24 protein-coding genes and 2 tRNA genes are annotated in these 25,043 nt (G+C 54.9%); 14 read left to right on the top strand and 12 right to left on the bottom strand.

Annotated features, from left to right (window positions below; genetic code table 11):
- Nucleotides 1-47: 47 nt before the first annotated feature.
- A complete protein-coding gene (gene ctaD, locus GLP52_RS01665; protein ID WP_093732461.1) occupies nucleotides 48-1,721 on the top strand; it encodes a cytochrome c oxidase subunit I in 1,674 nt (557 codons plus the stop codon).
- 234 nt (nucleotides 1,722-1,955) lie between these two features.
- Nucleotides 1,956-2,030 (top strand) — tRNA-Gly (locus GLP52_RS01660).
- Nucleotides 2,031-2,616: 586 nt separating this feature from the next.
- On the opposite strand, the gene GLP52_RS01655 is transcribed toward GLP52_RS01660, so the two are convergent.
- Nucleotides 2,617-3,234, bottom strand: a complete 618-nt coding sequence (locus tag GLP52_RS01655; protein ID WP_237273340.1) for a hypothetical protein — start codon at nucleotides 3,232-3,234, stop codon at nucleotides 2,617-2,619.
- A 360-nt stretch (nucleotides 3,235-3,594) separates the two neighbouring features.
- On the opposite strand from GLP52_RS01655, the gene GLP52_RS01650 reads away from it, so the two are divergent.
- Nucleotides 3,595-4,539, top strand: coding sequence for a response regulator (locus tag GLP52_RS01650; RefSeq protein WP_093732459.1), 945 nt, complete (start codon nucleotides 3,595-3,597; stop codon nucleotides 4,537-4,539).
- A 3-nt stretch (nucleotides 4,540-4,542) separates the two neighbouring features.
- On the opposite strand, the gene GLP52_RS01645 is transcribed toward GLP52_RS01650, so the two are convergent.
- Both GLP52_RS01645 and GLP52_RS01640 read right to left on the bottom strand, forming a co-directional pair.
- Entirely contained in the window at nucleotides 4,543-4,878 is a 336-nt protein-coding gene (locus GLP52_RS01645; RefSeq protein WP_093732458.1) for a hypothetical protein, read from the bottom strand.
- Nucleotides 4,875-5,114, bottom strand: a complete 240-nt coding sequence (locus tag GLP52_RS01640; protein WP_093732457.1) for an Lrp/AsnC ligand binding domain-containing protein — start codon at nucleotides 5,112-5,114, stop codon at nucleotides 4,875-4,877. Before GLP52_RS01640 ends, GLP52_RS01645 begins: the two co-directional genes overlap by 4 nt.
- Nucleotides 5,115-5,264: 150 nt before the next feature.
- Here GLP52_RS01640 and hisB point away from each other — a divergent pair, with 150 nt between their 5' ends.
- Nucleotides 5,265-5,852 carry an imidazoleglycerol-phosphate dehydratase HisB gene (hisB, locus tag GLP52_RS01635; RefSeq protein ID WP_093732456.1) on the top strand — a complete coding sequence of 196 codons (588 nt, stop codon included), beginning with the start codon at nucleotides 5,265-5,267 and terminating at the stop codon, nucleotides 5,850-5,852.
- Nucleotides 5,853-5,854: 2 nt separating this feature from the next.
- The gene (hisH, locus tag GLP52_RS01630) at nucleotides 5,855-6,493 is read left to right on the top strand and encodes an imidazole glycerol phosphate synthase subunit HisH (RefSeq protein WP_237271404.1); all 639 of its coding nucleotides are present in this window, start codon (nucleotides 5,855-5,857) and stop codon (nucleotides 6,491-6,493) included.
- Nucleotides 6,494-6,508: 15 nt separating this feature from the next.
- Here hisH and GLP52_RS01625 read toward each other — a convergent pair whose 3' ends face one another.
- Nucleotides 6,509-6,901 (bottom strand): DUF2147 domain-containing protein, encoded by a 393-nt coding sequence (locus GLP52_RS01625; protein WP_237271403.1) that lies wholly within the window; start codon nucleotides 6,899-6,901, stop codon nucleotides 6,509-6,511.
- A gap of 131 nt (nucleotides 6,902-7,032) precedes the next feature.
- The gene (locus GLP52_RS01620; protein ID WP_093732453.1) at nucleotides 7,033-7,422 is read right to left on the bottom strand and encodes a DUF2147 domain-containing protein; all 390 of its coding nucleotides are present in this window, start codon (nucleotides 7,420-7,422) and stop codon (nucleotides 7,033-7,035) included.
- A gap of 143 nt (nucleotides 7,423-7,565) precedes the next feature.
- On the opposite strand from GLP52_RS01620, the gene hisA reads away from it, so the two are divergent.
- The 3 genes from hisA (at nucleotide 7,566) to GLP52_RS01605 (ending at nucleotide 9,437) form a co-directional block, all read left to right on the top strand.
- On the top strand, nucleotides 7,566-8,282 hold the full coding sequence (gene hisA, locus GLP52_RS01615) for a 1-(5-phosphoribosyl)-5-[(5-phosphoribosylamino)methylideneamino]imidazole-4-carboxamide isomerase (RefSeq protein ID WP_237272629.1): 717 nt from the start codon (nucleotides 7,566-7,568) through the stop codon (nucleotides 8,280-8,282).
- 91 nt (nucleotides 8,283-8,373) lie between these two features.
- The gene (gene hisF / locus GLP52_RS01610; RefSeq protein WP_093732452.1) at nucleotides 8,374-9,135 is read left to right on the top strand and encodes an imidazole glycerol phosphate synthase subunit HisF; all 762 of its coding nucleotides are present in this window, start codon (nucleotides 8,374-8,376) and stop codon (nucleotides 9,133-9,135) included.
- Nucleotides 9,132-9,437 (top strand): phosphoribosyl-ATP diphosphatase, encoded by a 306-nt coding sequence (locus GLP52_RS01605; protein WP_093732451.1) that lies wholly within the window; start codon nucleotides 9,132-9,134, stop codon nucleotides 9,435-9,437. Before hisF ends, GLP52_RS01605 begins: the two co-directional genes overlap by 4 nt.
- Nucleotides 9,438-9,526: 89 nt before the next feature.
- Here GLP52_RS01605 and GLP52_RS01600 read toward each other — a convergent pair whose 3' ends face one another.
- Nucleotides 9,527-9,946 carry a CoA-binding protein gene (locus GLP52_RS01600; protein WP_093732450.1) on the bottom strand — a complete coding sequence of 140 codons (420 nt, stop codon included), beginning with the start codon at nucleotides 9,944-9,946 and terminating at the stop codon, nucleotides 9,527-9,529.
- Nucleotides 9,947-10,500: 554 nt separating this feature from the next.
- Nucleotides 10,501-11,277 (bottom strand): 23S rRNA (guanosine(2251)-2'-O)-methyltransferase RlmB, encoded by a 777-nt coding sequence (gene rlmB, locus GLP52_RS01595; RefSeq protein ID WP_093732449.1) that lies wholly within the window; start codon nucleotides 11,275-11,277, stop codon nucleotides 10,501-10,503.
- A 127-nt stretch (nucleotides 11,278-11,404) separates the two neighbouring features.
- Between rlmB and GLP52_RS01590 the strand changes: the two genes are divergently transcribed.
- From GLP52_RS01590 to GLP52_RS01580, 3 genes are all read left to right on the top strand, one after another.
- Nucleotides 11,405-11,488: transfer RNA gene (locus GLP52_RS01590), tRNA-Tyr, on the top strand.
- Nucleotides 11,489-11,610: 122 nt separating this feature from the next.
- Nucleotides 11,611-12,615: a hypothetical protein gene (locus GLP52_RS01585; protein WP_237271402.1), complete on the top strand. Its 1,005-nt coding sequence runs from the start codon at nucleotides 11,611-11,613 to the stop codon at nucleotides 12,613-12,615.
- A 124-nt stretch (nucleotides 12,616-12,739) separates the two neighbouring features.
- Entirely contained in the window at nucleotides 12,740-14,032 is a 1,293-nt protein-coding gene (locus GLP52_RS01580) for an O-acetylhomoserine aminocarboxypropyltransferase/cysteine synthase family protein (RefSeq protein WP_237271401.1), read from the top strand.
- Nucleotides 14,033-14,120: 88 nt separating this feature from the next.
- Here GLP52_RS01580 and GLP52_RS01575 read toward each other — a convergent pair whose 3' ends face one another.
- Nucleotides 14,121-14,828 carry an SIMPL domain-containing protein gene (locus tag GLP52_RS01575; protein ID WP_237273339.1) on the bottom strand — a complete coding sequence of 236 codons (708 nt, stop codon included), beginning with the start codon at nucleotides 14,826-14,828 and terminating at the stop codon, nucleotides 14,121-14,123.
- A gap of 190 nt (nucleotides 14,829-15,018) precedes the next feature.
- On the opposite strand from GLP52_RS01575, the gene GLP52_RS01570 reads away from it, so the two are divergent.
- The 3 genes from GLP52_RS01570 (at nucleotide 15,019) to GLP52_RS01560 (ending at nucleotide 20,428) form a co-directional block, all read left to right on the top strand.
- Nucleotides 15,019-17,736 (top strand): hypothetical protein, encoded by a 2,718-nt coding sequence (locus GLP52_RS01570; protein ID WP_237273338.1) that lies wholly within the window; start codon nucleotides 15,019-15,021, stop codon nucleotides 17,734-17,736.
- 252 nt (nucleotides 17,737-17,988) lie between these two features.
- Nucleotides 17,989-18,447 (top strand): Lrp/AsnC family transcriptional regulator, encoded by a 459-nt coding sequence (locus tag GLP52_RS01565; protein ID WP_093732445.1) that lies wholly within the window; start codon nucleotides 17,989-17,991, stop codon nucleotides 18,445-18,447.
- A gap of 46 nt (nucleotides 18,448-18,493) precedes the next feature.
- A complete protein-coding gene (locus tag GLP52_RS01560; RefSeq protein WP_237271398.1) occupies nucleotides 18,494-20,428 on the top strand; it encodes a cation:proton antiporter domain-containing protein in 1,935 nt (644 codons plus the stop codon).
- Nucleotides 20,429-20,516: 88 nt separating this feature from the next.
- Here the strand turns inward: GLP52_RS01560 and GLP52_RS01555 are convergent, their stop codons facing one another.
- The 4 genes from GLP52_RS01555 to GLP52_RS01540 all read right to left on the bottom strand — a co-directional run bounded on the left by GLP52_RS01555 (nucleotide 20,517) and on the right by GLP52_RS01540 (nucleotide 25,041).
- The gene (locus GLP52_RS01555) at nucleotides 20,517-21,032 is read right to left on the bottom strand and encodes a CarD family transcriptional regulator (RefSeq protein WP_237271397.1); all 516 of its coding nucleotides are present in this window, start codon (nucleotides 21,030-21,032) and stop codon (nucleotides 20,517-20,519) included.
- Nucleotides 21,033-21,335: 303 nt separating this feature from the next.
- The gene (gene fdxA, locus GLP52_RS01550; RefSeq protein ID WP_093732442.1) at nucleotides 21,336-21,674 is read right to left on the bottom strand and encodes a ferredoxin FdxA; all 339 of its coding nucleotides are present in this window, start codon (nucleotides 21,672-21,674) and stop codon (nucleotides 21,336-21,338) included.
- Nucleotides 21,675-21,726: 52 nt separating this feature from the next.
- Nucleotides 21,727-22,113, bottom strand: a complete 387-nt coding sequence (locus GLP52_RS01545; RefSeq protein ID WP_093732441.1) for an RNA-binding S4 domain-containing protein — start codon at nucleotides 22,111-22,113, stop codon at nucleotides 21,727-21,729.
- The gene (locus GLP52_RS01540; protein WP_237273337.1) at nucleotides 22,114-25,041 is read right to left on the bottom strand and encodes a helicase-related protein; all 2,928 of its coding nucleotides are present in this window, start codon (nucleotides 25,039-25,041) and stop codon (nucleotides 22,114-22,116) included.
- Nucleotides 25,042-25,043: the final 2 nt, after the last annotated feature.

The following is a 25,043-nucleotide window of genomic DNA, read 5'->3' as shown; positions in this document are numbered from 1 at the left end:
TTCCCTGCCGGAGCGTGAGTTGACAACCCAATCTCAGGAGGCACCGCATGGCAGACGCAGCCATTCACGGGCAAGACCATCACGACGAGCGCGGTTTTTTCACGCGCTGGTTCATGTCCACAAACCACAAAGACATCGGGCTTTTGTACCTGATCGTTTCAGCCCTCGTTGGCTTTATCTCAGTTTGCTTCACCATATATATGCGCTTGGAGCTTATGCACCCAGGGGTGCAGTATATGTGTATGGAAGGCGCGCGGTTTATCGCTGATAGCGCTGCGACCTGTACGCCAAACGGGCACCTCTGGAACGTGTTGATCACGGCGCACGGCATCTTGATGATGTTCTTTGTCGTCATTCCAGCTTTGTTCGGTGGTTTCGGTAACTACCTGATGCCATTGCAAATTGGTGCACCGGACATGGCGTTCCCGCGGATGAACAACCTGTCTTTCTGGCTCTATGTCGGCGGCACAACCCTCGCGGTGTGTTCGGTATTGACGCCAGGTGGCAGCGGTCAGCTTGGATCTGGCGTGGGCTGGGTTCTGTACCCACCACTGTCTGTTCGTGAAGGCGGTATGTCGATGGATTTCGCGATCTTCGCTGTCCACGTATCGGGCGCGTCTTCAATTCTTGGTGCCATTAACATGATCACAACCTTCTTGAATATGCGTGCCCCCGGCATGACTCTGTTCAAGGTGCCGTTGTTCAGCTGGTCGATCTTTGTAACAAGCTGGCTCATTCTGCTATCCCTGCCCGTTCTAGCCGGTGCCATCACCATGCTGCTCATGGACCGCAACTTCGGTTTCGCGTTCTTTGATCCCGCCGGCGGTGGCGATCCGGTTCTGTACCAGCACATCCTGTGGTTTTTCGGTCACCCCGAAGTGTATATCATCATCCTTCCAGGGTTCGGCATTATCAGTCACGTCATCGCAACCTTTAGCCGCAAGCCTATTTTCGGCTATCTTCCAATGGTTTGGGCGATCATTGCAATTGGCGCACTCGGCTTCGTCGTCTGGGCACACCACATGTACACCGTTGGCCTGTCCCTGAACCAACAAGCCTATTTCATGCTGGCAACAATGGTCATCGCTGTGCCGACCGGCGTTAAAGTCTTCAGCTGGATCGCAACCATGTGGGGCGGATCGGTTGAGTTCAAGACGCCTATGCTGTGGGCTTTCGGGTTCCTGTTCCTTTTCACCGTTGGCGGTGTGACAGGTATCGTCCTCTCCCAAGCAGCGGTCGACCGCTATTACCACGACACATACTATGTGGTTGCACACTTCCACTATGTCATGAGCCTGGGTGCCGTCTTCGCGATCTTTGCTGGTATCTATTTCTACCTGCCTAAGTTTACTGGTCGCATGTATCCAGAATGGGCTGGCAAGCTTCACTTCTGGGCGATGTTTATCGGTGCAAACCTTACCTTCTTCCCACAGCACTTCTTGGGCCGCCAAGGTATGCCGCGTCGTTACATCGATTATCCTGAAGCATTCGCTTACTGGAACCTTTGGTCCTCGATTGGCGCGTTTCTCAGCTTTGCATCTTTCATATTCTTCTTCGGTGTTATGTTCTACACCCTGACTCGTGGCGCACGCAGCCCTGCTGCCAACCCATGGAATGAATATGCGGATACGCTTGAATGGACGCTACCAAGCCCACCACCAGAGCATACCTTCGAAATTCTTCCCAAACAGGACGAATGGGATAAGCAACCCAGCCATTAATTGGCACCTATAAGCGAAAGGCTCCAACGGCGGTTGGGGCCTTTTTTTTTGATCAATGCTTGGCGCCCCTCAGCGACAAAAAAACAATCATCAGATGTAGTTACGCCCCGGATGCCCGAGAATTATCGCTCAAGATATATCTGTGAAAGCTTCGCTAAATTAATTTTAAAAAAAACTCATTTTTCTGCTTGCGGCTCACCGCTGCTATAGGTATTCCAAGCCTTACCAGATGATGCGGGCGTAGCTCAGGGGTAGAGCATAACCTTGCCAAGGTTAGGGTCGGGCGTTCGAATCGCCTCGCCCGCTCCATCTGGGTTACTGCTTACCCAGCAGTACAGCAAGGTCACCCTCGGGTGGCCTTTTGCTGTTTGGGTTAACCTCAAAAAAACACTGCCGCTTTGGGCTGAATTGCCGGAACATCGACCCGACTTTTTCAGCTATAGACGCCTCCTTCCTTAAATCTTCTTTAGTCATTCATATTTCAACGGTAGTCTATTAAATGGAGGACCTGAAATGCTTCGGCTAAAATGCAAGCCCGCGGGCACCAGATTCAAATGTACATAGCGCCGACCCTGCCGCCTCCTTTAGTTCGGCTGTTTAGAAGCTTAGAAAACGACGAATCTATCGCAAGCGGCTGAAGCCGACGCGCTACTTCTACGCCCCCCCTAGCCCGAAATTGATCCGATAGGCCACGCAACCGAGGATTTGACAGCAAAGTCACTGAAGCTATTCCCAATCAAATCTTGGAGCGTTTGACGGGCAGCGCAAAATGCCGCGGATAACATTAGTAGAACAATGGGGCTCTGAAAGAGTTTTTCAGCTGGGATACCTATTCCTAGGCATGACGTTATGCCGCACGGGATCACGCCCTAGCGGGTACACCTAACGCGATTTATCACAGTAAAGAAATCGTTGAGCGCGCCGACAGTGCCTCACGCTCCAACTGCTCGATGGCGCGTATGTGCCACTCTAGGCCTGTTTGGCCATGGGCTGCAGCGTCGGCTAGATTATTTTGCGCCAGCTTGGCCTGTTTTGAGGATAAGGTTAGCGCCTCGGCAAGTTCCGCCCTACGGGTGCGAATAGATGCCACTTGCGCGCTGTATTCGCCCTGCGACAGTTCGCCTAAAGACCTACGCTGTGCCAGTGTCGCGACGGTCTTTTCTTGTCGTGAAAGCAACTGCGGTAGATTGGTCGTGATTTGATCCAACTTCTCGTTCGAGCTACGGATGCCACGCACGAGTTCATTGGGTGATACCAACTCCATGCGTCGAGCGACTTCGCGCTTTCCCGCCAGGTTCCCGCTAACCGCGCCGACTACGCCACCGGCCGTAGCAGCCCGTATACATCCTGACGCGTTAGCCGTGGCAAGTACGAAAATGCCGCACCCCATCGCGGCGCCAATTGCTGCATGCTTCACGGTAGAGCTGCGCACAATATCGCGCATCAAGGCTTCAAGTGCTGCGGTCTGTTCGAGCATTGCAGCATCGCTCTCATGAGTTTCCTGAAAGCTCATGGCCGTACCTGGGGTCCCTATTTGCCCCCCAAAACCTACTGTGGACGAGGCACACCCTGAAATCAGAGCGACAATTGCAAGTGAAACTGGCAGGGCAGTAATTTTCATGAGATGTATCCGATAGGCTAGGTATTTTCCTATCATTGGACCAAAAATAAGCCGATTTTACGGCAACTATTCTGCAATGTTTTTCCGATTGCAAAAGATCTCTATTCACCTTTTCTGATCAAAAGCGCATATCTCCCGCACAAGGCGAAATTTGCAAAAAGTCATATTGTTGCCGGTTTTGTTTACTAACGTTAAGGGAGTTTGACGTAGGTTGCTTCGAAACGTCGATGCAATTCTCGGAAGGAGACCAATGTGAAAATTTTAGCCGTTGATGACGATCCATTCATCCTTGAGCTTCTTCCTGCAATGTTTGAACAGGCGGACTTGAACGATCTGCACACAGCCCCTTCAGGCCCAGCAGCACTCGAGATGATCGATGCTGCAAAAGTGCCATTTGACTGCCTTTTGTTAGACGTTGATATGCCTGAAATGGACGGCATTGAGCTTTGCGGCAGGATACGAACCCTTCCAGGATATGAAAATAAGCCGATCTTGATGCTGACAGCGAAGACTGATTCCATTTCGATCGAAAAAGCCTTTGCCGCAGGTGCAAACGACTACATCGCAAAGCCTTTCAACCTTAAAGATATCTATAACAGGATTCGTGTGGCAGAGCGTTTGCTGGTTTCCTCAAAAACGATAAAACGCATTGATGCCAGCGACTTATCAGAAGTCGATACGCTGACTCCACCGGATATAAAACTCGCCGATAAACTCTATCTGGCGAATGTGGGCCGGCTTATTCTATCGTTTTCACTTGGCAATTACATCACCCAGCTTGAACGCAGTGAATTGGACAAATATCAGGTATTTTGCGTCTCTATTGATGATGCTGAGCGCCTGTTCGACCAAATATCCCGCCATGACTACGTCCATATTTTAACCAGCCTGGCCGAGACGTTGTCTGACCTTATCACCTGTCCTCATCTGCTCATGTCGTACGAAGGCAACGGTGCATTTCTGTGTATTACGCGCGATCCGAACTTGCCTGAATGGAACCGGATGGAAACAGGGTTACAGGCGAAAATGGACGCATTGAGTTTGGCCCAAGGTGACGCCAACGGTAAATCCATCAGCCTGTCAGTCGGCACCCCCATCCCACCGAATGCGAACCGAACTCAGCGGGTCAAAAAGACCTTTGAACGGGCGCTGTCGCGCGCCGAATCGCGCTATGCAACGAAATGCGCAGCGGCTTAAGGTTCAGTTGATCGGGAACTGAACCAAACAATGCGCGGCATGCTTGCGATAGTCTTCGAGCGTCTGATCGATCGTGCGACGGTCGCGCAAAATGGTCATGGCCGTCTTTTTCTGCCCGCGCGTTCCGCTCACATGCCTTTCTAGGATCAGAACGGTGACGCCGAGCATAACTGTCTTTTCGTGCTCACCGATCATCTCTGCCCGGGCCAATGTGACCGCCGTATGGGCAATCATATTTGCGCAACGCAAGGCTGCAGCTTCCTCGCCCTCATAGGTAAGGGCCAGCACGGCACCGGACAATACAGACCAGACGACAGCAGTCGAGATCAGAAGCTTCAAAACGCTTTGAACGTCATCGTCGTGAGCGAGCGTTCGATACCGTCGATGTCCAGAAGGTTATCATTGATATAGACGCCGATGTCTTTGCCCGACGGAATGTATAGCTTCATCAAAAGATCAAAATCGCCAGATGTTGAATATAGCTCGGAGTGTATTTCCCGCAGTGCGACCTCTTCGGCAACGCGATAGGTTGTGCCCGGCCGACACCGAATCTGAATGAACACGCAGGTGGACATGGGGAGACTTTCGACTATTTGCGACAGGCCCAAGCTGACATAAGGCGGGTATCGCCGCAATCGCTGATTAACCCAGACCTGACGAAAGACGCTTAGACTTGGCGCGACGGTTTGCACTGCTATAAGATACCGAAAGACAAGGATACTCACGTGCGCAAGACCACCATCAATCGCTCCACTGCTGAAACCGAAATCAGTGTCGAGATTAACCTAGACGGAACGGGTTCCTATGCCAATGAAACCGGAATTGGTTTCTTTGACCATATGCTCGACCAACTGGCACGCCATTCGTTGATCGACATGAAAATCTCCGCGAAAGGTGATTTGCATATTGATGACCACCACACAGTGGAAGATGTGGGGATCACACTTGGGCAGGCCCTTAGCACTGCCCTTGGCGATAAGCGCGGAATTCGTCGGTACGGTGCTTGTCTGTTGCCAATGGATGACGCGTTAATCCGCACGGCGCTGGACCTTTCAGCGCGTCCCTTTTTGATCTGGAACGTTGATCTGCCCACCGCGAAAATTGGTAATTTTGATACCGAACTGGTACGTGAATTCTTCCAAGCACTCAGCACCCATGGCGGCATCACGCTCCACATCGACATGCTGCACGGCATTAATAGCCATCACATCGCAGAGGCTGTATTCAAGTCTGTTGCCCGCGCGTTGCGCGACGCAGTTGAGACGGATCCGCGTAAAGCGACCGATATACCATCTACCAAAGGTGCGCTTTGACGATGTTAACAGCTATTATTGACTACGAGTCGGGCAACCTTCACTCGGCTCACAAAGCCTTCCAACGGATGGCGCGGGAATGTGATGCAGGTGATGTTATCGTTACCGCGGATGCCGATGTTGTTGCCCGCGCTGACCGTATTGTGCTGCCGGGTGATGGTGCGTTTCCGTCGTGCATGGCAGCTTTGAAGGGTCAAAGCGGGATCTATGCCGCTATGATCGAAGCGGCCGTAGAGAAGGGGCGGCCTTTCCTCGGCATTTGTGTCGGCATGCAGTTGATGGCATCCATGGGCCGCGAATATGAGGATACGGCAGGGCTCGATTGGATTGAAGGTGAAGTGACCAAAATCACGCCGCGCGACCCTGCTTTAAAGGTGCCGCACATGGGCTGGAATGATTTGATCATCGACCACCCCCACCCTGTTTTTGATGGTATAAAGACTGGCGATCATACCTATTTTGTACATAGTTATCATATGGACGTGCGTCATAATTCAGAACGTCTGGCCCATGTCGATTACGCAGGCGACGTCACCGCAGTCATTGGTCGCGACACCATGATCGGCATGCAATTCCATCCTGAAAAGAGCCAGACGACCGGTCTTCGCATGATCGCAAATTTCTTGAATTGGCGCCCCTAACAACGGGGATGCCTTCTATCGGAGGCGCGTCCAGATCATCTCGTTGCACGCATCGCCGATACAGGTCTGTAGCCGCATTGCATTGCCATGGACGAGCATCGTCGCCTTGCGCATTTCCGAGGCAGAGGTTCCCAGCAATGTGCCGACATAGCTGCCATCAGGCTGCGGTTTCATATCCCAGAATACCCGCTTACCAACCGCGGTCGAGCGTTTGTCATATCCACGCCGGTCTTTGGCACGTTCAACTGTCCCACACAGCGCTGGCCCACAGGGCTTTGCGCGTACATGAACGACTAATCCGTTAACATCCGGTGTGGATTTCCAAACACCTTCGACGACATCAGCAAAAACAGTGGTCGAAGAAACTGCAAAAATAGCAGCACAGTAAATATATTTTAATAAAAACATCGTATCACTCCCCCAAGCGACACATGCCTTACAGCTTTTTAGCAACGCACCAAAAAACCAAGGCGCGAGTGCATCCTACACCCGCGCCCCGATTCGTGCAAATTTAGCTAGATTACAGTACGCCCAATGGGTTATTTAATCCGCTGCCAATCCTGCTTAGAGCATAACAATCCGCCAGCTACACAGCCGGAAAGCTTTAGGCTGTTGCCCGCGACCGCCATCTTGCCGATGTATATTTTATTATTTGAAGGCCGCCAGACTTTGCCGGCGTATTTACCGCTACCGTCGGGCTTCATGTCGATAACCAGCTGCTTGCCAATATTCTCGGATTTGTACTCTCCAGACGCATTGAACGTCCGCTGGATCGTCCCGCAAACCGCGCTACCACACGGGACCATCTTGACATGTGCATATGCCCCGTCATCCGGTTGAGTCTGCCAAACGCCGACCGCTGGATCCGCTGCCATCGCCGCGCCTGCAAATCCCAAGCTTGCAATTGCCGCAAAAATTGTCATTTTCATCATATATCCTCCCGATATGACCGTAGATTGAAGCGATTATGACGATTCAGGCAAGCTTGACGTAGGGGACACCTCTGTTGCGTTGCAATAGAGCGCGCAGCATGGCAATTGAAGCCAACTCCCCCAAAGCCAAGGGCAACGCTATGATCCTCTACCCCGCTATCGACCTCAAAGATGGGCAAGCCGTGCGTCTTGTGCACGGCGACATGGAAAAATCTACTGTTTTCAACGATGACCCCGCGGCTCAGGCACAGTCGTTTGTGGATGCTGGTTGCACTTGGCTTCATCTTGTGGACCTGAACGGCGCTTTCGCTGGCACGCCGGTTAATGCTGCTCCAGTCGAAGCCATATTAAAATCCTGCAAGGTTCCCGCCCAGCTTGGCGGTGGAATCCGCGATATGGCGACCATCGAAGCTTGGTTGGATAAAGGCCTAGCACGCGTAATTTTAGGTACTGTAGCTGTCGAAAATCCCGCACTGGTACGCGAAGCGGCCCGCGCCTTTCCCGGCAAGGTTGCCGTTGGTATTGATGCGAGAAACGGTCGCGTGGCGACGAAAGGTTGGGCTGAAGAAACCGATGTAATGGTTACAGATCTCGCTAAATCGTTCGAAGATGCTGGCGTCGCGGCGATTATTTATACGGACATCATGCGGGATGGTGCCATGGGAGGCCCTAATATCGATGCGACCGCCGCATTGGCCCGCGCTGTAAACATTCCCGTCATCGCCTCCGGCGGCGTAAGCTCTCTTGCGGATCTTCAAGCGCTGAAAAAAACCGGCGTGATTTCCGGTGCCATTTCCGGCCGGGCGCTTTATGATGGTGCAATCAACCTACCCGAAGCATTGAAGGCGCTTGCCTAAGCTTCCAACTGGTTTCAAATTCTCGGGTGGTTTGTGGTGGGCGGACAGCCGTCCAACCGCTTTCGCCCGCCCCCGTCGCGAGAAAGATCACATGCTAAAGACCCGTATCATTCCTTGCCTTGATGTCGCTGATGGTCGCGTTGTCAAAGGCGTTAATTTCGTTGGTCTTCGCGATGCAGGTGATCCCGTGGACGCAGCAATCGCGTATGACGCCGCGGGGGCCGATGAACTTTGCTTTCTTGATATTCATGCAACTCACGAAAACCGCGGCACAATGTTCGATCTCGTGACGCGTACTGCCGAACACTGCTACATCCCGCTAACAGTTGGCGGTGGTGTCCGCGCTGTCGCAGATGTGCGTGCGCTGCTCTTAGCAGGGGCCGACAAAGTCAGCTTTAATTCTGCCGCAGTGGCCGACCCGGATGTCATTGCGCATGCTGCCGATCAGTTTGGCAGTCAATGTATCGTATGCGCGATCGATGCGAAAACTGTCGCTCCCGGAAAGTGGGAAATATTTACCCATGGCGGTCGCAGGGCCACGGGCATCGATGCCGTTGAGTTTGCAAGGACCGTCGCAGAAAAAGGTGCGGGAGAGATTCTTCTTACCTCCATGGACCGAGACGGTACCAAGCAAGGATTTAATATTCCGTTGACGCGAGCCATCTCAGATGCAGTTTCAGTTCCGGTGATCGCTTCCGGCGGGGTGGGTACATTGGATCATCTGGTTGATGGCGTAACCAAGGGCGGCGCTTCTGCAGTCCTTGCAGCATCAATTTTTCACTTCGGCGAGTTCACAGTCGCTCAGGCTAAACAACATATGTCCGACGCCGGTATTCCTATGAGGCTCTCATGATGCTCGAAGATTTATTTGCGACGATCCAGTCTCGAAAGCATTCGGATCCCACAAGCAGCTGGACCGCCCAATTGCTCGCCAAAGGGCCCGAGAAGTGCGCCGAAAAGTTCGGCGAAGAGGCCGTCGAAGCAATTATCGAAGCCGTTAAGAATGACAAAGCAAAGCTGACTTCAGAGGCAGCGGATGTACTGTATCACCTCCTCGTTATGCTCGCGTCGCGAGATGTGGCGCTGTCTGACGTATTCGCCGAACTGACCCGCCGCCAACACCAAAGTGGTCTGGCTGAAAAGGACTCTCGCTGACGCGCACGAAACTTGATGATGTAGGGCCGCTACATTATGTCATCACGGCCTAAGGCAATCTTTTTGATAGCAACGAGCACCGGCGAGCCTCAATTAAACAGCCTCTGAAACTCGATTTTCGGGCATCTATTCTGAATCACAGCTACACCCTTTGCTTCAGCTTTCGCCGCAGCGACAGGATGCTGAACCCCAATTTGCATCCAGATAGTGCCAAGATCTGGAAATACCTCCAATGCTTCATCGACAATCTCAGGAACCGCTTCGGACCGTCGGAATATATCGACCATATCGACTTGCCCTACTATGTCTGACATTCCTGCCAAGACAGTCGTATCAAATAGTGTCAGTCCCGCGTGCGCTGGATTGACCGGAATGATATCGTATCCCTTCGATATCAAATACTGCGCAACATAATTGCTTGGCCGCAACGGGGTCATTGAGGCCCCAACAACAGCAATGCGTTTGGTATTCTTAAAAATCTTCGTCAGCTGAGTATCTGTGTATGGCATAGGTCTTACTAAACTTTAAACGCCCACAAAAAAAGCGCCCTTCACGTCAAACGTGAGGGCGCAAGGTACGGAACGAGGGACAGTTAGGTGATCAGCAGGAGTTCCAGGCCTGCCGTCATGAAAAAACAAATAAGAATGATTTGCTTCATTCAAAGAGCTTCTGACATATCCGTGAACAAAGTATGAAGGCATCAGCCGTTTTTCGCCATGTACTACAGCAACGCCAAAAATTGATTTAAGCGCACTCTTCATAGTTGCCGCTCCAGCCGGGATTTTCGCAGTCCATGTTACCTATTTTTTTAACGTCCTTAGTTTTATGAAATGGTTATGGACGCGACCATAACGCGACTGCAATTAAGACATGCCAGCCTTGGTTTGTTTTGGCTGACAGGACGAGACAGGAGCCTAATACGTTGGAACTCGTTTTTTTTCGTAGAGTGGGAATCCACTTTGAGCGCAGGAAAGCTCATGCTATCCAGCGCTCAAAATTTGAGGCCGCTATTCTCCCGCAAGAACCGCAAGTGGCAATCTTGGTAAAGTATACCGCGAAACGCTTAGCTATGGTCGCGCGACGCATACAGCGCGATCGCAGCAGCGTTCGAGACATTTAGAGAGCCAAACCCGCCCGTGGCGTCGATGCGCACCAAGGCGTCCACCGTTTCTTTGGTTTTCTCGCGCAAACCCGGCCCCTCTGCCCCAAGAACAAGCGCAACGGGACGGTCTCGCTTCCCTTCGAGTGCGGATTCAACCGTTGCTTCGGCTTCGCCATCTAGCCCAAGAACGAGATACCCCATGGACTGCAGCTCTTTTATCGCGTCGGCCAAGTTCCGAACGCGCAAGTAGGGCTGTCGCTCAAGTGCCCCGCTCGCAGTTTTCGCGAGGGCACCGGTTTCGGGCGCTGCATGGTGGCGCATCCCAACGACGGCGGATGCGCCCAATACCTCTGCTGAACGCAGAATTGCGCCGACGTTATGGGGGTCTGTCACCCGATCAAGCAACAATACCCGCGGGGCCTCCGCACCAATGCAGACATCCTTCAGCGAGCCCCAGCTTAGTGGCTTTACTTCCAGCACGGCACCCTGATGGACCGAGCCTGGATCGAGCGGAGGACGGAATTTCCGGGGATCAACGACCTCAGGCTCAATGCCGGCTTTGACGATTGCCTCTTCCAACTTGATTTGCGCGTTGGGGGTCACCATCAATTTTATTTTTTCTCGCTTAGGGTTTTCTAGCGCATCACGCACCGCATGAAGCCCGAACAACCAAACTGTTTGGTTCGCATCCGCCTTCTTTTCCTGCTCTTTTTGTACAACCCACTTAGGTTTTTTCATCGCCGAACCTTCTATCTTTTATCCCAAGGTAAAATTCACTGCGATTTTCACAGGTTTTCGCCTTGACGCTAATACTGCCCGCTTGTAATCACGCCTTCACATCCGGTGCAATGCACAGGGTTAAAGTGGGCGACAGGCCGCAAGGTGTGGCAGGGGACTGTAACTCCCTCGCGGAGACGCACGCCTGGTTCGATTCCAGGGTCGCCCACCACTTTTTCCTCAGCTTATATCCTGAAGTATAGCGGCATATTCCTTTGATGCGTTGTATTGTAGCACGTATCTGTGACACACGTTAGCTATCGAGTTTGCTGTCGCAGAAATAGGGGTGTGCGCGTGGCCCAAGCTTCCGAACCGGATCAAGTATTCAATATTGCTATTGTCGGCCAACACGGGCGACTTGCGTATGAAGCGCTTCTTTTTGCTGCTTCGCTGCGTCACAATAGCCCTAATTTTAAGGGCAAACTTTATGTAATGGAACCGCAACCGGGTCCATTATGGTCCACTGACCCACGGATCAAGAACCCAGAGATAATTTCTGCGCTGCATCAACTCGGCGCAAATATTGTTCCCTTTGAAACGCGTCACTTCGGAGACGCCTATCCCTATGGCAACAAGATCGAAATGCTCAGCGCACTTCCCGCCGCGGAGCCGTTTGTGTTCTTTGACACAGACACACTGCTTACAGGGGATCTCGCCTCTGTTCCGTTCAATTTTGAACGTCCGATGGCCTCTATGCGGCGCACCAACACGTGGCCCGTTCCTCAGCTTTACGGGCCCCAGTATGGGGGCCTGTGGAAGTCCCTTTATGATAAATTTGATCTAGATTTCGATAGCAGTCTCGACCACAGCCAACCCGATGATTACTGGCAGCGCTATCTATATTTTAACGCGGGATTCTTCTTCTACCGCTGCCCCCATGAATTTGGTGCAAAGTTTCTCGAATACGCTTTGGCAATTCGGGATGATCCGCCGACAGAGCTCTGCGCGCAGTCCTTTGACCCCTGGCTCGATCAGGTTGCTTTACCGCTAGTGATCCACGCGCTTGGGGGAGGACGAGACACTTTGCCAGATGGGATGATAGATGGCTCCGTCAGCTGCCACTATCGTTTTATCCCCCTGCTCTATGCGCGCGAACCAGATTATGTCGTTGATCTATTAGAAAAGATTGCGGCACCAAATAAGCTTAAAAAAGTTCTTAAAGGATCTGAGCCGATTAAACGGATGGTCTATAATGGACGCGGCCGTAAAGCACGGGCCCTATTTGACCAGACGAACCTTCCGCGCAAAGAACAAGCCATTCGGAATCGCCTGAAATCAAACGGCTATTGGCTTCGATGAGCTCAATCACAAGTTAACCCCACGCCATCCAGAAGCATCATAGCCGGTGTCCCTGCGACCTACGGCTTGTGCGCCTACATCGGTTCACCTAACCATATTGCAGACGATTTTAGGGAGAATACCGATGACAGATAGCAGCAATTATGGTTTCGATACCTTGCAGATACATGCAGGGGCCAAACCTGATCCGGCGACCGGTGCGCGACAGACGCCGATCTATCAAACGACAGCCTATGTGTTTCGAGATGCTGACCACGCAGCAGCATTGTTCAACTTGCAAGAGGTGGGGTTCATCTATTCCCGCCTGACGAACCCGACCGTGGCGGTCTTGCAAGAACGGATCGCGACGCTTGAGGGAGGCGTCGGGGCTGTTTGTTGCTCTTCAGGGCATGCAGCTCAGATCATGGCGCTATTTCCGCTCATGGGGCCGGGTAAGAATATCATTGCGTCGACCCGGCTGTATGGCGGCACGGTGACGCAGTTCAGCCAGACGATCAAACGTTTCGGCTGGTCCTGCAAGTTCGTGGATTTTGATGATATCGATGCCGTCAAAGACGCGGTTGACGACGATACACGCGCCATCTTTGGCGAGGCGATCGCGAACCCGGGCGGCTACATTATGGACGTACGGGCAATTGCAGACGTTGCAGACGATGCGGGGGTACCGCTGATCATCGATAACACAACGGCGACGCCATACCTGTGTCGTCCGATCGAACTTGGGGCGACGCTCGTGGTCCATTCTACGACCAAATACCTCACCGGCAACGGAACAGTTACTGGAGGCTGCATCGTCGACTCGGGCAAATTTGACTGGTCGGCGAATGACAAGTTCCCGTCGCTTAGCCAGCCCGAGCCAGCCTACCACGGGCTCAACTTCCACGAGACATTTGGTGGGCTGGCCTTTACCTTTCATGGCATTGCCATCGGGTTACGCGACCTTGGGATGACAATGAACCCCCAGGCTGCCCATTATACACTTATGGGCACTGAGACGTTGTCGTTACGGATGGAACGCCATGTTGAAAACGCACAGAAAATCGCGACTTGGCTCGAGAACGATGACCGGGTTGACTATGTCACCTATGCAGGGCTGCAATCATCTCCCTATTTCGAACGTGCGAAAAAAGTGTGCCCCAAAGGGGCCGGTGGTTTGTTCACCTTTGCTGTCAAAGGCGGGTACGATGCTTGCGTCAAACTGGTGAACGCGCTGGAAATCTTTAGCCACGTCGCCAACCTCGGTGACACGCGGTCGCTGATCATTCACTCCGCCTCGACCACGCACCGCCAATTGAGTGCTGAACAGCAGGAAGCCGCGGGTGCCGGGGCAAATGTCGTGCGGGTGTCGATCGGGACAGAGGATGCGGCAGACCTGATCGCCGACCTTGATCAAGCCTTGTCCATAGCAACCGCTTAACCACAAAAAACCCCGCCAAAGCGTAATGCTGGCGGGGTTTGCCTTAACCAAAGCACCCTAGGGTACGCGCTTGATCTATCTCACACGGTTAGTCTGCACCGGCGATTTCAAACTGCAATGACACCTGCGCGCTAACGTCGACCTCACCGGTTTCGATGGGCATATCCATGCTTTTCATCTGCGCGCTGCGCATCTCCATTGGACGGAAACCTTGGCTGGTTTCCGACATGCTCACCACTTTGCCAAGTTTAACCCCGGCGGCATCGGCAAGCTGTTGCGCCCGCGCCATAGCATCTGAAACGGCATCTTTACGAGCCTGCTCCAGCGCGGCTTGGTTATCCTGCAACCCGAATTGCAAACCATTAAAGTCATTCGCACCTTCGGCCACCACGGCATCCAACAGCTGCCCCAGTTTACTAAGATCGGGCACTGTCACACTCACCGTGTTCCCCGCTTCATACCCCGAGACTTGTACCGGCGTCGTGTCGTTGCGAGACCCATTATCGTAGACTGGACGCAGGTAGAGCCCGCTTGTCTGACGGTCGAGGCCAGCAATTTTTAGTGAATCCAATTGATTTAAAATTCCACGAACTTTTTCGGATGTTTGTGCCATTGCTTCCGCGGCAGACGCGGCGCGCTCGCTTACCCCTAAGCGGATCGTGGCCGTATCCGGGGCAAGCGAAACGACACCCTCGCCGCTTACAGTGATCCCTTGTGGGGCTTGCTGCGCCAGCGCACCAGACGCGAAACCCACGCAAAGAATTGCCGCAAATTTGAAAACTCTGATATTTAACATTCGCATATTGTTGACCCTTTTTCTGGTAATATCCGCTGGGCTCCTGTGTGGCCTTCCGCCCAGATCGCTGCAAGCCCCCTGTGAGCTCGACTCTTTTCATGAGCAAACTACTGCTCTATTCCTTTGCTCTGAACCGACACACTGTTTTGCTGGCAATCCACGTGGTAATGGCAATCTATTGCTGTCCTGAATGTTCCACCGCCTCCAAGCCTCTAATAAAAGCGTATCCATGAAGCCTAACTTTGCACTGTCTCTCTCCTTTCAAGGAATTCGCCTGCTGCACCGCGTCCCTAACGGCTGGCGGCAGATTGGCGAGGTCGCGGTCGACGCCGAAGATATGGCCGCCGAACTGGCGACCCTGCGTGCCACCGCAACCGCGCTTGAACCAAGCGGCCTGCGCAGCAAGGTTCTGATCCCCAACGATCAGATCAAGTTCATGTCGATCGATACAGCTGGGCTGGACGGTCAGGCGCGACGCGAAGCAGCCAAGCGTGCACTGGACGGGGCCACGCCCTATGCCGTTACGGATCTGGTCTTTGACACACGCAACGATGGCCCCCTCACCCACATTGCCGCCGTCGCGCGCGAAACCTTGATCGAGGCTGAAGCGTTCGCGACGGAGCACCGGTTTCATCCCGTCAGTTTCGTTGCGCAGGCTGACGATCATGACTTCAAGGGCGAGGCGTTTTTCGGGCCGACAGGCACCGCCTTCCAATGGCTAAAACCGGGCGAAGAAGTGGAGCCAGATACACAGCCTCTCGTTATTTTGGGCGATGTTGCGCCGCCCGAGGAAAAACAATCGCAATCTGACCCTATCGCTGAAATCTCTGTCGCGCCTCCAAAGACCGATCTGGGGCTGACTGCGCCGATAATCCAAGCCGAAGCCGAGGCAACGACCCTCCCTCCCAAAGCCGAAAAACCAGCGCCGAAGGCCTCGGCTGCCCCCGAAGGGACGCGTCAGCAGACCAGCAATACCTCTGTGGGAACGGCCGCACCGGATGCGCAGCCCGTCGCCCAATCGGTCACGCCGCCGTTGGCGAAACCGTCGGCCACCGCGAAAGCACCGGCGATCTCAGGTGGCAAAACCTCTACAGTCTCAGTCGAGAGCAAAGTCCCCCCTGCCCTCGGCGCGCCGACAACTGCGCCGTCGAAGTCGACACCTGCGGCCCCTGCTGCAACGAAAGCCACTGCAGATTTTTCCAGCCGCCGAAGCGCACCACGGGTGGCAGCCGCGGTCGGCCGCGGCCACGTGCAACCCCTCGAAAACGCCGGCGGCCCCGTCCCTGATAGCAGTTCTTTGACCGGCGCAAAGCCAGCCCACGAGACCAAAGCCTCGCCCTTTGCGTTTTTAAAACGCCTTAGGTCTCTCCCTGTACCGCCACCGTCCAGACCAACGCGCGCGAGCGCGCCTGCGGTTACCGGAAAAACGCGCGCCAAAGACGTAAATGAAGCCGACCGGATGACTGTCTTCGGGGCACGCAACGACCAAACTGTCGGCGGCAAGCCCCGCTTTCTGGCATTGGCTTTAACGGCAGCTTTGCTGGTGTTTTTGGCGGGCGTTGCGGCATGGGCCTCCGTGTTTCTTGACGACGGGCTAACCCTTTCGCGAATCTTCGGCACCCGTGACACCACGCAGACGACATCGGCGGCTCCTACCGCGGTACCTAAGATAGAGCAGAGCACAAAGCGCGATGTAGCCCCCCCTGCGCCGACAAAACAAGCGAACGATACGACGGTCGCAGCACTCGCCACGCCGCAGCGCGATGAAAGCGACCCGGTTCTTGATGAGACGTCTGCGCCACAGAACCTTCAACCGACAGAAATGACCGCGCAGGAAATCGAGGCAAAATACGCCACCACGGGCATCTGGGCCCTTGCGCCCAAAACACCTCAGGTTCCTGCGATGTTGAGCTTGGATAACGTGCTCGCACGGGGTCTTGATCCGGTCAGCACCTCGAATAAAGCGATGGCTTTGCCCAAGCTAGCGTCGTTCGGCGGCGATGTTGTCGACATCATATCGGCACCGCCCGCGACCGCAGGCACAACGTTCAAGCTGGATGATCGCGGTTTGGTCATTCCAAGCGAAAACGGCACGTTGAATGCAGATGGGGTGATTGTCTTTGCAGGCCGGCCGGCCCGCGTTCCCCCTGCCACCTTAGCGCGGCCTGACGCACCTAAGGCCGCTGAAGTGATTGAGGCGTCTGTCGCTTCCGCTCCGCCCAAGTTCAGGCCTAAATTGCGCCCAGAAGAGCCCCCTGAAGCGACCGACAGCAGCAATCCAGAAACAACCAACCTAGAAAGCACAAACTCGGATAGTTCAGACCCGGATAGTTCTGAAGCTGACAGCGCGATCCGGAATGAGCTCGCCGCACTCCGCCCAACGGTACGGTCTGCTCAGGTGATCAAAGCCGCAGCCGCCGCCCAACAGGCCGAAGTTGACGCTGCAGCAAAGGCGGCGGCCGAGGCGCTCAAGGCTGCGCTTCCTCAGGAACCGGTCAACAACGCCACTAGATATGCGACCGATATTTCCAAACGCCCCGACCTGCGCCCGGCCAATTTTTCCCGCCTCGTGCGCCGTGCCGAGCGCGCGCAACCGATGCCGGTCACTGTCGCCAGTGCCGCAAAAACGGTGACGCCGCAGGTGGTCAAGCCGGCCGTGCCGTCCAAAACTTCGGTTTCAAAGCAAGCAACCGTGAAGAATGCGATTAAACTTCGTACAATCAATCTGATCGGGGTTTACGGCAAACCTTCCAGTCGGCGCGCACTGATCCGGCTTAGCAACGGGCGCTATCAGAAAGTCGCAGTAGGGGATCGTTTGGACGGTGGCCGCGTCTCTGCGATCGGCGAAAGCGAGCTGCGCTATAATCGACGTGGGCGCGACGTTGTACTGAAGATGCCGCGCGGATAGCGCGTGCGCCGCTGCCCCCCTTTTGTCACTTCCATGGACCGTGACAAATCGGGTGCTGCATCTTCTCTAACAAACGAAACCTTACGCTGCCTTAAAATTGATCAGTACGCGTGGGATCTAAGTCATTCATGCACTTTTGAATATCCGTATAAATTCCGCAGCATCTCGCGCTTAAGCCGTTTGAAAATGGATCCTACCGACATTTGACGCGGGGTTGACGCATTGTTTCTCCGATCTATGTAATAATCTCGCATGGCATTGGATGAGACAGATAAACGCCTTTTGGCTTCGTTGCAGCGTAACGCCCACCTCACGGCGCAAGAGCTCGGAGAGACGTTGGATCTATCGCCTTCCCAGGCAGGCCGACGGCGGCAACGCCTTGAATCCGAAGGATATATTCAAAACTATACCGCGCAACTCGACCCTCAAAAACTGGAACTTATGGTCCAAGGATTTGTGCAGGTGCATCTAGGCACTCATCAACCCGAACATTCAGTCAGCTTCGCGCAGCTTGTAACGACCCACGCTGAAATCGTTAGCGCCTGGACGATGACCGGGGATGCGGATTATTTGCTACGCGTCTACTGTACAGACCTGTCTAGCCTAAACCACCTGATCCATGAAGTGCTGCTGCCCCATCCCGCTGTCGCAAAAGTGCATAGCCAGATTGTTATGGATCAGCCTAAACGAGACGGGCCGCTGCCCATCTGATTGACCCGTTCGGGACCAGCCCGACAAAAATGAAAGTTTGCCCCTTATGGAAGGTTTCTTGTTCCAAGCCTCGATCTATCTCGCCGCGGCGGTGATAGCGGTCCCGATCGCGTCCCGTTTGGGGCTGGGGTCGGTGCTGGGATACCTTGCGGCGGGCATTCTAATCGGGCCAGCCTTTGGGCTCGTGGGGTCAGAGACCAAAGACCTTCAGCATTTCGCCGAATTTGGCGTTGTGATGATGTTGTTCCTCATCGGGCTAGAGCTAGAACCCCGCGCCTTGTGGAACATGCGGCATCGATTGCTGGGGCTTGGTGGCATGCAGGTCGTGCTAAGCGCTGCGGCCTTGATGGGCATCGCCATGGCCTATGACCAGCCCCTAGGGGTAGCAATTGCGATTGGCCTGACGCTGTCACTGTCATCGACAGCGATCGTGCTGCAAACCCTGTCGGAAAAGGGGCTGATGCAGACTGCTGGCGGCCGGTCGGTGTTCTCGGTCCTGTTAACGCAGGATATCGCGGTTATTCCGATCCTCGCCTTCCTGCCCCTGCTCGTTGCGCAGCTTCCCGCACAAATGCAGCCCGACGGATCGATATCGGTCAACCCAGAGGATGCAGCCCATGGGGCAGACGCTGCCGCGGGACACGGGCCGGCGGCAGCCGGTCATGGTGCCGAAACCGCGCAGGCAGCGATCTCGCTTGTGCAAGGGTTGCCGGGGTGGGGCATTACACTGGTGACCCTAGGGGCAATTGCAGGGATCATCATCACTGGCGTGTTTTTCACCCGACCTGTCTTTCGCTTTATTCACGCAGCCAACCTGCGAGAGATGTACACCGCCTTGGCGCTGCTGATCGTCGTAGGTATCTCTTTCTTGATGATGCTGGTGGGCCTGTCCCCGGCCCTTGGGGCCTTTCTCGCGGGGGTGGTTCTGGCCAGCAGCGAATTCCGACACGAGCTTGAAACCGACCTTGAACCCTTCAAGGGGCTGCTGCTGGGGTTGTTCTTTATCACTGTCGGCGCGGGCATTAATTTCGACTTACTTTTCGCCGACACCACCATCATCATAGGCATGGCGCTGCTCGTTATTCTGGTAAAAGGGGTCATCCTGTACGGGTTGGGCACCCTATTCAAACTGCATGGCCGCGATCGTTGGCTCTTTGCACTAGGCCTGGCACAGGCGGGTGAGTTCGGGTTTGTTTTGGTCAGTTTCTCGGTAGCCACAGGGGTTATTCCAAATGATGTGGCTGAAACCCTGCTGCTAGTGGTTGCACTATCGATGCTGATCACGCCGCTTTTGTTCATCCTTTACGATCAGATCAGCAAACGAATGGACAAGAAATCCGGCCCGATTGTAGCCGATGAAATCGACGAGCAAGGCACCGTGATCATCGCCGGTGTCGGACGGTTCGGCCAGATCGTGAACCGGCTCGTGCAGGCCAGCGGCTTTCGCACCGTCGTCTTGGACCATAACCCTGAAACCATCGCCGTCATGCGACGCTTTGGCTTCAAGGCGTTTCTGGGCGACCCCACCCGCGCGGATATCCTGCGCAAGGCCGGCCTGCGCGACGCCAAGGTCCTTGTCGTCGCATTGGACGACCCCAAATCGGCGCTCCAACTGATTGCCTATGCCCGTAAGGAATGCCCCGACTTGCACATTGTGACCCGCGCCCATGATCGGACCGATGTATACCAACAGTACCAGGCCGGCGCGAATGACATCGTCCGCGAGATGTTCGACAGCTCGCTGCGTGCGGGGCGCTATGTGCTCGAGAACCTCGGTCTGTCCGACTACGAGGCCGCTGAGGCGCAGCGGATGTTCTATTCGCATGACCGTGCCTCTGTGCGCGAGCTCGCCGCGCTATGGCGCCCTGATGTCCCGCCAAGCGAGAACAAGGCCTATGTCGCGCGCGCTAAAGAGCTGCAAAAGGATCTGGAAACCGCGTTCTTAAAGCGTATCGATCAAGAGGATAAGCGCAGCTCGTAACACCCACCTACCGCCTGCTCATGACATAAAAAAAAAGCCGCGCCCGATACATCATCAGGCGCGGCTAAATTGATACCAGTGTCGTCGATCAAGCCGCGGCGACACGGCTTTCTAGAACGTCACCAACCTGCTTGGACGCGGCCAGCTCATCGCCACCGGCAACAGCAGCAACTTCGCGGGTCAGACGCTCTAGCGCTGCTTCATACAGCTGGCGCTCGGAATAGCTTTGCTCGCGTTGATCATCGGTGCGGTGCAGGTCGCGCACCACCTCGGCAATCGCGATCAGATCGCCAGAGTTGATCTTTTGCTCATATTCCTGAGCACGCCGCGACCACATGGCCCGCTTGACCTTTGCCTTACCCTTAAGCGTTTTCATCGCGTGGCTAATCACATCAGGGCTGCTCAGGGCGCGCATACCGATTTCAGTCGCCTTATGCGTTGGCACCCGCAGCGTCATCTTGTCTTTCTCGAACGAGATCACAAACAGCTCCAGCGAGATGCCTGCAACTTCCTGCTCTTCGACCGAAACGATCTGGCCAACGCCATGTGCCGGATACACAACGAATTCATTCGGACGAAAATCTAGCTTCTTCGACTTGCTCATAAAGTGGCTCCTTGGGCGCGGGGACGGCCCGCATGGGTAAATATACAGTCACGACAACAAAAACCGACCGGCCCAAAGAGCCGTCAGCCTCATTTCATAACTTTAGATGTCCTTATTCAACCTGTGCAAAACGGTTGGTATTTGGCGCATGGGTATCATCATTTGAGATAACGTATATCACAAATTTCGATGCCCCGAAAGCGGTGGCGAAGCATATTCGATCAAATACACGCTAATCCAGCGTTTATTGGGGGTTGGCGACAGATTTCATCACCCGCGTCCCGTGACCAGAGGCCGAATCGCTTAGCCGCCTTCGCCGGGTGCCTCAGAGAAGTATTTCTCCAGCTTGCCCTCTTCACCGTCGCGTTCCTCTGCCTCGGGCAGTGGGTCTTTCTTGGTGATGATCACTGGCCAAAGTTCGGAGTATTTGCGGTTGAATTCAACCCACTTTTCCATGTCTGGCTCTGTGTCGGGGCGGATCGCATCCGCAGGGCATTCAGGCTCGCAAACGCCGCAATCGATACATTCATCGGGATGAATGACCAGCATGTTCTCGCCTTCATAAAAGCAATCCACCGGACATACTTCAACGCAGTCGGTGTATTTGCAGGAGATACAGGCATCGTTAACGATATAGGTCATAACATCATCTTTTATGGCAGGTTTAACCCACGAGATACGTCAGCATAGCGTATCATTCAAGGTGGCGCGCCCGAGAAAGATCAAGCACACGGCGATCGCGCTTACTAGGGCGCCCTTTTCCCTCGAATGCTGGATTTTCAGGTTGTTTTTTCTCGGATCGGGGAACCGGCGGGGACAGATCTGTGTAAAGCGTCTGCGCCTCGGGGGCTGGACCGCGGCGAATACCGATCGCGTCGATCTGGATGACCCGCACGTCGTCGCCCATGGGAAAGGTCAGCACGTCTCCGACGACGATCAGCGTTGCGCGTTTCTGCGCAATGCTGCCGTTGACCCTGACGGCCCCCGCTTGAACGCGAGAGGCCGCCAGAGAGCGCGTTTTATAGAACCGCGCATGCCACAGCCATTTATCAAGCCGCAGCTTTGTCGCCGCCTGCGACAATTACTTGTTGTCTTTCAGTCCCATCAGCGCAGCGGCGAATGGGTTGTCAGGATCAATCGGCTTTTCGGCGCGTGCGGGCTTGCTGCTGAACTTTTGCGGCTTCCCGCCCTTGTCACCGCGCGGCGCACCCTTTTTGCCACGGGGTCCGGGTTTCCCTTTGCCCTGCGGACGATCACCGCCACCGCGACGCTGCCCCTGCGCATTCGCACGCGGGGCACGGCCCCATGTGAAGACATAGAATGTCTCGAGCTCGGCACCGGCGATCTCTGCATCAGGCGCAGTGCCTTGTGGTGTCTCTTCGGCAGGCACATCGGGGATGTGATCGTCGACTTCGGGCGTCTCGGCCAGCTCTTCGACCAAAGGGGCAATGCCGTCATCGGGCATGTCCGCAGTCGCGGGTACGATATCATCCGCTTGCGCCGCGGCAGGGTCTTCGATGATCCCACCGGCGGGCTGCTCGGCAGCCACATCCATCACCGGCGTATCTGCATCGGCACCTTTGTCAGCGGCCATTGGTGCGCCGTCATGCGGCACGACCGTATCGACAGCCTTGACCTTTGTTCGTTCGGATTTCTCGGCCTTGTATCCAAGCCCTTCCATCAACGTGGCGAACTGTTCGAGCGTCATGCCGGTGATCGACAGCATATCGGCTTTGGCCTCAAACCCGCCGCGCGAATCTTCCGACCGCAACATGTCAGCAAGACGTTCCAGCATATCAATGCGGATCGCGCGTTCACCAGCGTTGCGGTACCCTGCCATTGTCGCAGCCCCTTCGGGCGCACTGGTATCCACAGGGATCGTTACCAGACCGGGAGGAGGCGATTCCGGAAATTCGTTCAATCCTTTAGTGATTGACCAAAGCACCAGACGTAGCCGCGTCGGAGCAGGCTTGAGCAGCAAGGGCATAAAGATGGTGAACTGCCCGAAACGCAGACCGTGTTTGCGCAAAGCACCCCGTGCATCCTGGTCCAGCGCCTTAACCTCGTCAGCCACATCAGCGCGCGGTAGAATGCCAAAGTTTTCGACCATACGGAAGGCAAAGCCCCGCGCCAGACCGGTCAGCGCCTCGTCCTTAGAGATGGCGATCAGCGGCTCGAACAACGCTGCAACTTTGCGGTCAATGAAGTGCTGCAAACGGCGCTGCACTTTTTGCGCGACCTCGGGGCCCGCGACGTCGTCAACGAATACCTCGACACCGGGTTTTAGCGGATCAGAGCCCGAGACCAGCTTGCCCACAGCGGAACTGCCCCACATAAGGCCGCCCTGCTCTGTGAAATCGATCTCTGTGTCGGGGGCGTTATAGAAGCGATCCGCCCGCAAATGGAACTGAGGAGCCAGCGCCTGCAACGATGCAGTTTTGATCGTTTTATCTTCGGCAACGCCTGCGCCTTTGTCTTGGCGAAAGCGGAACCCGTCCAGCTTGCCAACAAATTCGCCTTCAACGGTTACTTCACCGGTCTCGTTTACTTCGGCCACCATGGCTTCCTTCTGTCCTAGCCGGCGCAAAAGCACGGATGTGCGCCGATCTACAAATCTTTGGGTCAGACGCTCGTGCAGCGCGTCCGACAGTCTGTCTTCTACGACACGTGCTTCGTGTCGCCAATGACTTTCGTCACCTGTCCAACCTTTGCGCTGTGTTACGTAGGTCCACGTTCGAATAAACGCCAATCGTTTGGATAACGCATCAATGTCGCCATCGGTTCGATCAATGCGCTTAATTTGTCGCGCAAGCCAATCGTCGGGGATGGTGTCACGCTGATGCAAGTAGTTGAAAATCTGCTCAAGCAGGTTGGCATGCTCGGCATGGCCTATACCACGAAAATCGGGAATCCGGCAAACATCCCACAGCAATCGGACCGAAGGGCCGTCAGTGCAGCGCGCCGCGATTTCGGCATCAACGGCCATGTTCTTCAGCGCACGCAGGTCGTCAGCCTCGCGCGCTCTGAACAGCCGTTCATTGTCAGGCGACACCTCAAGCGTCTGGATCAAGCGGTCGATCGATCCAAATTGCAGCGCCGGGTTTCGCCAGTTCAGCTTTTTCTGCGGCGTAAAGCTGTGGTCCATGATCGCCCGCGCTACACCATCGTCAAATGGGGGCGCATCACCGGTCACACCGAAGGTCCCGCTTTTGAACCCTCGCCCTGCCCGCCCTGCGATCTGCGCAAGCTCGTTGGGGGCCAACGGTCGCATACGCCGCCCGTCAAACTTGCTCAACGCGGAAAAAGCGACATGGTCCACATCAAGGTTTAGCCCCATCCCGATGGCATCTGTGGCCACCAGATAGTCGACTTCGCCATTTTGGTACATTGCCACCTGAGCATTGCGCGTGCGGGGGCTGAGCGCCCCCATCACCACCGCCGCACCGCCTTTTTGACGACGGATCAGCTCTGCAATGGCATATACATTCTCAACCGAAAACCCGACAATCGCACTGCGTGGCCGCATTCGACTTATCTTTTTCTGACCAGAATAAATTAATTCCGACATTCTCTCGCGCCGAATGAATTCCGCCTCTGGTACCAGCGCCGCGATGGACCCGCGCATTGTATCGGACCCCATAAACAACGTCTCGTGCAGTCCTCGTGCACGCAAAAGCCGGTCGGTAAAAACATGCCCCCGTTCAGGATCGGCACACAGCTGGATTTCATCGACCGCAACCAGATCAGCGCCTATGCCTTCGGGCATCGCCTCGACCGTGCAGACCCAATATTGGGTGCGCGGCGGCACGATCCGTTCTTCCCCCGTGACCAGCGCCACGACGGATGGCCCCCTAAGGGCGACGATGCGATCATAGACTTCGCGCGCCAACAACCGCAGGGGAAGTCCGATGATCCCTGTGCGATGCGCCAACATCCGTTCGATTGCATAGGTCGTCTTGCCTGTATTGGTCGGGCCTAAAACGGCCACGATCCTGCTGTCACCTGCCACCA

The sequence above is a fragment of the Sulfitobacter sp. M22 genome, assembly GCF_021736025.1.
GTDB classification, from domain to species: domain Bacteria; phylum Pseudomonadota; class Alphaproteobacteria; order Rhodobacterales; family Rhodobacteraceae; genus Sulfitobacter; species Sulfitobacter litoralis.
Note: the sequence above shows the minus strand (reverse complement) of the source record. Positions and strands in the feature narration are given on the sequence as shown.